This window comes from Pantoea sp. Mhis, assembly GCF_009830015.1.
Genome location: NZ_SZZX01000013.1, coordinates 1 through 12,295, shown reverse-complemented (window position 1 = coordinate 12,295; position 12,295 = coordinate 1). Strand labels below are relative to the sequence as shown.

At 24.3% G+C, this 12,295-nt stretch carries 6 protein-coding genes and 1 pseudogene; 4 read left to right on the top strand and 3 right to left on the bottom strand.

The features are described from left to right. Positions 1-896: 896 nt before the first annotated feature. Positions 897-1,937 (top strand): RepB family plasmid replication initiator protein, encoded by a 1,041-nt coding sequence (locus FD727_RS03955; RefSeq protein ID WP_159938883.1) that lies wholly within the window; start codon positions 897-899, stop codon positions 1,935-1,937. A 260-nt stretch (positions 1,938-2,197) separates the two neighbouring features. On the opposite strand, the gene FD727_RS03950 is transcribed toward FD727_RS03955, so the two are convergent. Beyond that, positions 2,198-3,472 (bottom strand): Glu/Leu/Phe/Val dehydrogenase, encoded by a 1,275-nt coding sequence (locus FD727_RS03950; RefSeq protein ID WP_159938882.1) that lies wholly within the window; start codon positions 3,470-3,472, stop codon positions 2,198-2,200. Positions 3,473-4,262: 790 nt separating this feature from the next. On the opposite strand from FD727_RS03950, the pseudogene FD727_RS04065 reads away from it, so the two are divergent. Further along, positions 4,263-4,550, top strand: a pseudogene (locus tag FD727_RS04065) (aminotransferase class III-fold pyridoxal phosphate-dependent enzyme); the annotation flags it as partial. Positions 4,551-4,620: 70 nt separating this feature from the next. Next, positions 4,621-4,746, top strand: coding sequence for a hypothetical protein (locus FD727_RS04110; RefSeq protein ID WP_255454581.1), 126 nt, complete (start codon positions 4,621-4,623; stop codon positions 4,744-4,746). A gap of 3,697 nt (positions 4,747-8,443) precedes the next feature. Here FD727_RS04110 and FD727_RS03940 read toward each other — a convergent pair. Beyond that, positions 8,444-9,958, bottom strand: a complete 1,515-nt coding sequence (locus FD727_RS03940) for a UbiD family decarboxylase (RefSeq protein ID WP_236393585.1) — start codon at positions 9,956-9,958, stop codon at positions 8,444-8,446. A gap of 402 nt (positions 9,959-10,360) precedes the next feature. Here FD727_RS03940 and FD727_RS03935 point away from each other — a divergent pair, with 402 nt between their 5' ends. Further along, the gene (locus FD727_RS03935) at positions 10,361-10,855 is read left to right on the top strand and encodes an Hsp20 family protein (RefSeq protein ID WP_159938881.1); all 495 of its coding nucleotides are present in this window, start codon (positions 10,361-10,363) and stop codon (positions 10,853-10,855) included. Positions 10,856-11,086: 231 nt separating this feature from the next. Here the strand turns inward: FD727_RS03935 and lpxL are convergent, their stop codons facing one another. After that, complete coding sequence (gene lpxL, locus FD727_RS03930) at positions 11,087-12,013, bottom strand: LpxL/LpxP family Kdo(2)-lipid IV(A) lauroyl/palmitoleoyl acyltransferase (protein WP_159938879.1); 927 nt, start codon at positions 12,011-12,013, stop codon at positions 11,087-11,089. Between the last annotated feature and the right edge of the window lie 282 nt (positions 12,014-12,295).

Below are 12,295 nucleotides of genomic sequence, written 5' to 3'. Positions count from 1 at the left end.
TAAGTAAGAAAGTTATAGCAGTGGAGTAAAATTAATTAAAGTTTTGAACAGATCTATGCGACTTCTTTCTATATTGCTGATTCTCCTGCTAATGCTAATTTATTTGCTATCTAACTATTCTTCAAATTAAGAAAAAGAAAGAAAAGTGGTTTTGGTAAGTGAAGCCCAGGGTGGACCGCCTTCTTCCCTCTCTCATCTCACGTAATGCCACTATTCTGGTTCGTAGTTCTCTGACAACATATGATTCTATCATTATCCCCCTCAAAAACCGCTATTTCATAGCAGTCGAAACAATTTATACTGAAAATGAGATAAAATACCTTAAATTTTATCCCTTCAGTATCTCTGTAACCGATGATTTATAAAAAAAATTATAGAATAATTTTTATTGATGTTTAATTAAAATTAAATTTTAGTTTTGAAAAATTATTATTTTTTTAACATATTATTAGTGTAATTAATATTAAATATAAATGAAATCGTTTATTGAAGATCAGTAACCTTTTTAAGGCATTCATTCAAATTAAATCAGAAGATTCATAAAATATATTAATTATAACTTACAAATAAAGTTATCCACTTATCCACAAGTTAGATCCCAATAATAAAGATCCATATAAAGATCCAAAAAGATCCAAAAAGATCCCCGATCGCCGGAAGCCTTGTCAGCTCTGGGTTGAAGGGACTTTAACATAAACTATAGTGAGTAAAATATAAGCTATAGTGAGTAAAACATAAACTATAGTTAGTAAAATATAAACTATAGTTAGGAGTTAATATAAGCTATAGTGAGTAAATTTTATTAATAAATAGTATTACCTGTGGATAACTTTTTTATATATTATTATATAAATTAACAATGTTATTGAATATGATATGTATCAATAGAGGCTACAATGGTTATAGATATTGAACATCTTGATCTATCTAGATTATTTAAAGAAACAAAAAAATTATCCGGAGAGGTGATTAAACTCATACCAAATCTAAATAATACTATTCAACCCGTTGCATTAATGAGGCTTGGTGTTTTCGTACCTACTCTTAAATCATTAAGAAATAGAAAAAATAAGACATTTGCTACCATTAACGTAACAGAAGAACTAACTCGACTTTCTTTAGCTAAAGTGGAAGGATTTGAAAAAGTTGAAATTATAGGACCTAGATTAGATATGGATAATGATTTTAAAACATGGATTGGAATCATTCATTCTTTTGCTAAACATCATGCTAAAATTATTGGTGATAAAGTTCAATTACCTTTTATCGAATTTGCTAAACTTTGTGGCATACCTTCTAATCGTTCTTCTAAGAAATTAAGAGACCGTATAAGTCCATCACTAAAGCGTATTGCTAGTACCACCATTTGTTTTACTAGTAATATGGATAATCATAGCAAAGAATATATTACACATTTAGTACAATCTGCTTATTACGATACTAAAAAAGATATTGTGATTTTACAAGCTGATCCCAAGCTTTTTGAACTCTATAAATTTGATCGAAAAGTATTATTACAATTAAAAGCAATAAATGCTTTAAAACGGAGAGAATCAGCTCAAGCTCTTTATACTTATATTGAAAGTTTACCTCAAAATCCAGTACCGATTTCGCTCGATAGATTACGTGGAAGACTTAATCTTCGTTCCCCAATATTTTCGCAAAATCAAACTATTAGACGGGCTATGGAACAATTAAAAGAAATTGGTTATTTAGACTACACTGAAGTACAAAAAGGCCGTAGAATATATTTTAATGTGCATTACCGCTACCCTAAATTACAAGCACCTAAAGATGATCAATCAAGTGTCTTAACATTAGAAACTTCTATGAGTAAATTCATTGATCCTAATTTTCAGTTAAAATTAAAACTTTTAAAAAAAATAGGAGTAACAAAAGAAGATCTTAAGAAATTATTTGATATATATCATATGTAGCATACATGCTTTATATAAATGAAAATTATTAACTATTATTATTTAAATAACATAAAAATATTTATAACTGTATTTTACTCTTCATAGCTTATATATTGACATTATAATATCAGTATAATTAAACAAATCTTAATAGTATTAAATACTAGCACAGTATATATAAAGTCAATTGATACTGCACCAGTATTAGATAAGGAAATATTATTTCCAATTAAAATAGTAATGATTATTAATGTTATTATATTGTTATTGTAATCAATTTATCCTGGATAAATTCCTCTATCCTTACGAGCCATAAGAATACGCTCACATGCAACAATATAAGCAGCTGTACGTAAAGAACATTTTTTCTCTTTTGATTTATTCCATACATTGATCATTGCTTCTATTGTGATTCGATCCATTCGTAAATTAATTTCATCTTCACTCCAAAAGAAGCTTGCCATATCTTGTACCCATTCAAAATAACTTACTGTTACTCCACCAGCATTACATATTACGTCAGGTACAATAATAATACCTCTTTCATTTAAAATATCATCTGCTTCAGGATATGTCGGACCATTTGCTCCTTCTAAAATAAGTTTACAATCTAGATTTTTAGCACGTTCGAGAGTAATTTGTCCTTCCAAGGCTGCTGGAATAAAAATATCAATTTGGATATTCCAGAATTCATCTGTATTGATTTCTTGAGCTCCTTGAAATCCTGCGATTTTACGGTATCTATTATGCCAACTAAATAATTTAACTAAATCAATTCCATTATCGTTAAATAAAGAAGCACTATGATCTTGAATAGCTATAACCAATGCTCCAGCTTCAGTAAAAAGACGTGCAGTTTCACTACCTACATTTCCAAAGCCTTGTACTGCGACCCTGCTACCTTTTATTTGAATACCTTCACGATAAGCAACTTCTCGACCAGTCATAAAAACACCTCGTCCAGTAGCTTTTTCACGCCCTAATGAACCACCTAGATGAATAGGTTTACCAGTTACAATACCTGTCACAGTTGTTCCTTGATTCATTGAATAAGTATCCATAACCCATGCCATTACTCTTCCATTAGTGCCTACATCTGGAGCTGGAATGTCCTTTTGAGGTCCAATAAGAATTCCTATTTCACTTATATAACGTCGTGTTAAGCGCTCTAGTTCACTTTCTGATAGTAAGAATGGATCTACTCGTATACCTCCTTTAGCACCACCATAAGGTAAATTGACAGCAGCACATTTGATAGTCATCCAAGCAGAAAGAGCCATAATTTCATCTAAATTAACATTTGGATGATAACGAATACCACCTTTACCAGGACCACGTGAAAGATTATGTTGTACACGGTAACCTTCAAAATGACAAATTGTACCATTATCCATTTGTAGTGGAATATCTACAATAAGTGCACGTTTAGGATGTCGCAAAGTATCTACCCAACGTGTAAGTTCTCCTAAATAAGGAGCTACACGATCAATTTGACGTAAATAAGTTGTCCACGATGATGTTGGACTATCTGAGACATAAGAGAGTTTGTCCATAAAAACCTTCTAAAAAATAATAACGTTGTGACTATCTTTATTACTCAATTCATCTAATTAAACTTTTATTTTGAATAAAAAATTATCATTAATTATATTCAAGTATTATATTTTGAACATAAGTAATAAATTTATTCTTATATACTATTGTTTATGATGATAAATAATAAATTACATATAAAAGTTATATTTTTTTTGTAAAAATTAAGTAAATTTAAGATTTAATAAATAAATATTAATACCTAACATTTTAATAGCTCAAAGAGAACATAGTAATATTTTAATAAATCAAACATAATGAATATATTAATTCTAGTGTTTTTAATTATAAGAGATTAATTTATTATTAGTATTTTAATAAATAAATAGTTACTTAAATATTAGTAGTTTTATTTAAATATGATAAATAATTAAATTTATGCAAATAAACTATAGAAAATTATAAATTTTTGGAAACGTAAGAATATCAAATACATTTAATCTAAAAATATTTCGATCGATATATGACACCATGTTTTTAACTAACATAATTAATTATCATTAAAACAAAAGGGTTATGTGTGTGGGATCAAAATGAAAAGATTATATTGATCTTGTGATGGAAATTGCTGTTAATTTTCTAGGACATGTGCATCCATATATTAATAAAATATTAAAAAACAAGCAAATAAGCTTTAGCATACAGGTAATGAATACACTAATGAACCAATTTTAAAATTGGCAAAAACATTAGTTAAATCTAACTTTATGAATAAAGTTTTTTTTTAATTCTTGAGATGAAGCTAATAAAGCTGCGTTAAAATTAGCTAGAAAATATGCAATGGATCTTTATGTAAAGAATAAAAACGAAATTATTGCTTTTCATATTTCCTTCTATGGAAAAATACGTTTTACATTATCAGTAGGTGATCAGTCTAAATATTCCGCTGATTATGCACCTTTTCCAGATAAAATCACTTACCTTCCTTATAATGGTTTCAAAAGTATCAGTAAACATACTTCTAAAAAGATTTATGCAATTACTATACAACCTGTAATGGCAGAAGGTGAAGTATTAGTAGCAAAATCGGATTGTTAGAACGTTTAAGAAAAATATGTAACCGTTTTAATATTATATTAATTTTTTATTAGGTTCCAACTGGAGTAGCATGTACTGGAACACTTTATATTATCAGCAATATGAAGTAATATCTGACATTCTAACTAGTGACATAATATTGATTGGACAGGGCAGAGATTTTTCTATTGAAGCTATGTTATCTAAAGAAGATTAGGTTAAATTTTTTCAACCCGTTACTAATAGAACAACTTTTGGTGGTAAGCTAATGAATACTGCTATGGCTAATAGCGTATTATTAAACTAAATAGGAAATGATTAGTAGATGTTAAAAACATAATATATGGAATGGATATTATATCGACTGCATAAATTATAAAGTAAATTTTCCATTTTTAGTTAATTAAGAGGTATACGATTGCTTATTGGATCAGAATTAATTCCATTACTCCATGGTAAAACTAAAAAACTAACAATTTTAGCAGTAAACTAAGTGATTATTACTTTTAATTGCTGGATCGAATGTTTTATATTTTATACCCGATTTAAATATTTTTTTGTGATTTGGAAGAATCTTTTATAAGATTTAAACGAGCTATTATGCGTTTACATTATGATTAAAATAGAATAAATAAAATATTATTTAGATAAGTTAAAAATCATAATTTATAGATATTTAGTATTATTTACATAAATCAACATAGGTTTTATTTTTTTACTTTACGATAATAGTGTCTTGAAAAGTTCATATTAACTAATAATAGTATTAAATTTATTAACTGATTTTTATATAGTAATTTTATTTATTTTTTAAAGTTCTAGGTTTTAACTTGTTGTTGATGTTATGTTATAGAGATTCATGTTAGGTTAAATGAAATTTTTTAATCTCTATTATAAAGTGTAGTAAATTACTTTTATTTAAATCGAAATTTTATTTTATTACATTATATTGTAAGTTACTTTTTTCTCATTTTTTTACTTAAATACGAAGTCTCATTAATAATGATTGTAAATCTTTATTTTGTAATGCATTAAAATTTCATTTTTTAATATTTAATTTAATGAAGTTGATAGATTAATTAGTAATATAATTAAAATATTTATTTCTAAATCAATATTTTTTATTTTATTTATGTATGATTAATACGGCAAATAATTTCAAAATATATTTATATTATTACATAGCGTGCATAATTTTAGAAAAAAATATTATTTGTAGAGATTGTATATATATTTTAGTCTGTTCCTATCTATATTATAAGAAGAAACTAATATAATATTAGTAATTTATGATGCTAAATTCTTAATGATAAATTAATTAAATAATATAGTTCAATATAAACATAGTTAGCATATACTATATCTTGGTTAATTGGAGGATGGTTGCAATATTACTTCAATCGAAAATTAATACAAAAATTTTAATTTTTATAAATTATTAAAATGATTAAACAATTTATATTGTAATTTAGTTTAGATTGCTAATAAAATGATTTATTATATCGCAGATTAGCTGATATTTAATTACTATGCTTAATTTAATTAAATTAAGCATAGTAATCGATCTTTATTTTCTAATTAAATAGTATAATTATTAAAAATATAGAAACTAATGGTTTATCTAATCGAATTTTCGTTTATATATAATATATAAACGAAAAGGAATTTCTATAATTTATTCTTGTGTAAAGTTACTTATTGAATTTAAAAAGCGATTTACTAAAAATTTAAGAATTATTTTTAATGATGAAAAAATTTCACATATATAGTGAAGATTGTTTTTTATTTATTACTTCTTTTAATTTTATTTCTTTTATATAATATTTTAATGTATAACAATATTAATTTCATTGAAAAATGAAGATGGTAAAATTCATCTTACAATAGTAATATTAATAATAAGTTTTTTCTGGACATTAAAATATCTATTACTTTTGTTATTTTTATATTATTTACATGTATAACGATTATTTTTTTTCATCTTAGTCTATTACATTAATCAAATAATTTTGCTGATTATCAATCCTCAAATCATGATTTTTTTCTAGAATGAATATAATAAACAGAAAATATAATTTTATGTCGTCGTTATGCTTTGAAATAAGGCTCTACAGCGCAAAATATTCAATATAACAGACTTTATAAGTTAGTTAAGCTTATACCTTATTAGTAATGTTTTAAGTTAAAATATGTGCTGTTTACTCAAGAAACTTCAAAAGCTATAGATAAAGATGTTTTTATAAGAATGTTATTTTTTTTAGTAATTCATATGTATATTTTCAATATTGGTATGTTATGTTTTTTTAATCAAATAATTTTATTTCATATTCACTTTGAACAAAGCTACCTGACGATAAAAAATCGTATTTTCTTCGTTAGTTGTTAATTAAAACAGATGGAAATATGATAATTGTTATAATTAATATTAAAATATATTAATTTATATAAAAATCTTATAATAAGCTAATCGTCTCTAATTCACAAAATTAAGTACTTTTTTATAAAAAATATTTATAATATTGGTTATTTTGTCTATTTATGTTTGAGAATTATTAAATTTAAACTTTATGGTATCAATAATCATTTAAGCCATGAACTAAATACTTTATTAACAAATTATTTTTATAAGAAAAGCATTTTTATTAACATTTAAATTATTATTATTTAGCTATATTTTAGTTACTTAAGTTTAAAAAATATTTGATGAATTAATAAAGATGCTTAAAGTTATTGAAATTTATATTGAAAATAATATTTCAATGGATTGACTTATCAAAGTTATTTTAAACGATGTATTATAAGAATTTTTTTGAATAAAATATAGATTAGATCTTTAGCTAAGTTATTTTATAATTAATTTTAAATTAAAAGATTTAATCATCAAATAATTATTTATTAGCTTGTGTTTATAGTGATAATATATCTATATTCAAAATATTGAATATTTTAATTTGAGCATTGAGTAAAATTTGATAATTACTACATTTTATATTAATAATTATATTTTTTAATTTATGCGTATTACTTATGGTTAAGTGTTATTTGTATAGAGATATGACGATCTTCTATTTTATAAATACCATTATTATTAATATACGGTGTTTGTATAACAGATATAAACGTTCTTTTATATTAAAATAGTTGTTGAAGTTTTTTTTGAAATTATATTATCACATAATATATGATAATATAATTATTTTGATTTGCTTATTAATATTTATAATTTAAAATTTTTTCTTTGCAGTTATTTTACATCATTACCATATTTATAGCGATATTTTTAATTATTAGTTTTTTAGAAAAAATATAATTTTTTAATATATTACTTTAAATAGTAATTTTTAAATCATTAAATTGTAAAAAACGGATAATAGGTTTTATTGAAAAATTTTTCTAAAAATAGAAAAAATTTTACATACAATATATAATTATTTATTTAAATAATTATATTTATCTAGTTAATGATATTTTTTAAAATTTTTAACAAAATTTAGCTATAATTTTCAAATTAATATATTTTTATAATCAATTATGTAATCATCTATTATTTAGAATAATAGATGATTTTTGATATTGTATGAATAATTTATTTTATAAATATTTAATAAAACTATTATAATGTATCTAATGTAATTGTAGAGTGATATGAAATTATATATAACATTAATTATCTTAAGTATTCAAATTTTAAATTAAAATATTAGCTATTTATTTTTTAATATTATAGATAATTAATTATTTCATTATATGAATTAATGTATATAATATTATTTTCATATAAAATATAATTATATTTTATATGATTAAAAAGTTAAATTAATTTATTTATACTTTAATTTATGTAATAAGAATATTATTTGTTTAGATTATGTATGAATAAATTAATATATTCAATACATTTAGTTTATTTGAGTTTAAATTGTATTATTTATCCATAATTTTGGATCAACTTTTTCAAATTGAGCTCTTACAAATTTATCTTTTAATTTCCAAGGGACAGTGCAATCAAATATACTTTTACAAGTGTTACCTTTAACAGATAAATTTGGATTATATTCAGGTGATTGTGAAGGATCTAATATATGTCCTGGAATATTTGGAATAAATATAGTATCTACATTTCCTTGATAACGAGTTTGCATCGCCCATAACACATCATTAGTATCGAAAATATCTACATCTTCATCTACAATGATTATATTTTTTAGTTCTCGATAAACAGCTAGAGTATTAATAGCTGCTTGTTTTACGTTACCATCGTCAGCTATAGTGTTTTTTTTGACCTGCAATATAACAAGTAATTTTCCACCTCCAGCGCTATGTGCATATACATTTTGTATTAATTCTGGAAGAGAATTTTTAAGAGCAATATAAATACTGGCTTCAGTAGGTAAGCCTGCTAAATTAACATGCTCTTCTCCAGGACCAATTAACGTTTGTAAAATTGGATTTTTACGAGTTGTAATTGCTGTAACCTTAAGTATTGGAAGTGAATTATTAGCTTCTCCGATATATCCAAGAAATTCGGGCATTGCTTTACCAGTATTTGTGTTTTTATCTTCTACCATTCTTTTGTTAGGTAAAATATTTCCTTCAATTACAATTTCAGCCTTAGCAATACAATATTGTGGAATAGAAACACATTCTGTTAATTCTATAGGTTTATTTCTTAATCCTCCTGCGATATAGAGTTCATTAAAGCCTAATGGAGTAGTAGGTGCTTCAAAACTTGAGCTAATATAAATGGCAGGGTCTAGCCCTATATTAACGGAAACTGGTAGTTGTTTATTTACAATTTCTGCTTTCTTACGAAAAATATCAATATGTCTGTTAGGAGCAAAAAAAATCGAAAGTTCATCTTTTCCTTGAACACATAGTCTATGTATAGTTACATCTATATTCCTTTTGTCATCAGGATCACTACCTAATACTAATCCCATACACAAAAATGGTCCTGCATCTTGTTTTGTGTTTGTGGGGATAGGTAATATTTTATGTAAATCGAAATTTGGTTCATTTGCGTTATAAATAATTTCTTGACAAGGTGCTTGTTTATTTTTAATAGTGATAGTTGGTTTTAAATGATGTTTAGCATTGGCTAAGTGTTTAGCTAATTTTTGTGATGAGATACCTAATAAATGGCTAACACGCTGCCGTGAAGCTAACATTCCTATTAATATTCGTCCTTTAGGATAATTTTGTATGTTATTAAACATAATTGCTGGCCCAATTTGTGTAGGACGCATTACTGTTCCACCGGCTCCTATATGTTTATATACAGATGCTAATTGAGTATAAATAGATATAGGTTGATTAACCGTAATATATTCGTTAGAAAAATGTTTTAAGAATTCAATAGCACTTCTAAGATCATCAATAGGTAGTATTTTAAATTCCAATGGATGATTTTTATTATTATTTATCATCATATGATTGTTTCCATATAAATTTTTCTATTTTTAATATAGGAATTAATTTTTAGTTTTTAACATAAATAATTTTATATATTTAATTTATTAATTAATGTAATTGTATATAATATATAATATATAATATATTATATAATTTATAGATATATATAATTAAATATATCTATACATAAAGATAATTTTATTTTTTATGTTTTATTATACATCTATCTAATATAGATACCTATATATAAATAAATTTTAAAAAATTAAAAAACATATTTTATATATTAATAATAATAGTTAAAATTTTTTTAAGTTATCCTTGAAAAAAAACATAAAGAATCCATAATAGTAATTGAAGTAATCAGCCGTCAGGCTAGATGAACTTTTGAATAAATTTTATATTCAGGAGGTTATCATATGTTTTTAAGAAATTTGCCATCTTTTTCTTCTTTAGCAGATTCTGCTTTTTCTGATCGTTTTAATCGAATTGATAGATTATTTACTCAGTTGACCGGAGATTCTCCTATGTCGGTTACTCCTCCGTATGATTTAAAACAGATTAATAATGAAACTTATCTGCTTACTGTTTGTGTACCTGGCTGGCAAGACCGTGAATTAGAAATTGAATCAATAGGCGGTAGGTTACTCATAACTGGTAGAAAAGAAGTAGTAGATGATAATTCAAAAAATGAAACTGCACAAAATAATGATGAAAATTGGTTACATCGAGGCATTAATCATACAGATTTTAGATTGAGTTATAACATACCTGAACATATGAAAGTTACAGAAGCAAAATTGCAAGATGGACTTCTTAATGTTAGTCTTCATCTGGAAGTTCCAGAAAGTGAAAAACCTCGCCGTATACCAATTAAACACCAAAAGAATGATACAATTGAGCATCAATCTTAATAAATTTTTATTAATTCATACGGAGATATAGAATTATATTCTCCGTATGTTATTGAGAAGTTTAATATATATATAAAATAAAATTATTTAATTTTCTATACTTTAAATATTTTCATATTATTTTAAATAAATTTTTAATTTTAGATTATGTAATAATTAAATTTATTATTTTATATATAATAATAAATTTTTTGTAAATTATAAATATTATTTAAATTTTTATTGGTATAATTAATATATAGAAGGATATCCCGGAGGTCGAGTTTTAAAACGTCGGTGTAACCACATATATTGTTCTGGTGCTTTCATTACAGCATTTTCAATAAATTTATTAATTTTAGTGATCATTATTTCTTTATTTTTTATTATTACTAGCTCATTGCTAAAATCGGGTAAAATAATTAATTCGTACCCTTTTCCATGTGATTTTCTTTTAGGGATAAATGATATAACTGCTGGATGAGTGCTTTTAATAAGTATATAACTACCGGCTGTAGTTGCTGTATCAGAAACACCAAAAAATGGAACAAATACGCTATTTTGAGCACCATAGTCATGGTCGGGTGCATACCAAATAATTTCTTTTTGTTTAAGAGCACGTATCATTCCTTTTAAGTCATAACGATTAATCATTTTCTTATTAGAACGTAATCTTCCTTTAGTTTGAAACCAGTCAATTAGTTTATTATTATTAGGTCGATATACACCGATTCCTGGATTAAGTAAACCCAAAATACGTGCACCAAGTTCTAAAGTTAAAAAATGTATTCCTATTAATAATATTCCTCGGTCAGATTGATGCACTTTTTTAATATTTTCATATCCAGTTATGGTGAACCATTTTTTAATACGCCAATCTGGCCAAAACCAAGCCATTGAAGTTTCAATGATCCCCATGCCTACAGATTCAAAATTGCGTTTTAGCATAATTTCTCTTTCTTTATCTGTCATGCTTGGCATACAAAGATTTAAATTTTTTCGCGCGATATTTACTCTTTTAGTAAAAAAATACATAGAAATTTTACCAAGCATATGACCTATTCTGTAGAGAAAATTGTATGGTAGCAATACGATACACCAAAGTGTTAAAATACCTAACCATGTTAGCCAGTAACGTGGATGAAAAAAAATAGTTTTAAATTTAGGTAAATTTGTCATATTAAAATTATATACTTTTAGTAGGTAGAAATCTTTTATTTCTATATTATTTAGACGTAGATCTTTTATCTTTATAAATTCTTTATCTTAATTATGATTTATATGGTTTTTATTTTTTTTTCTAAAATATATATGTTAGAAATTAAGTTAAATAAATTAGTTAATTTATTTAATATTTTTTTGTATTTTTTTGTATTTTAATTTTTTTGTATATATATATATTAATAGATATATTTTAATATATAATTAATTTAATAACATTGTCAATATTAATTTTTATTT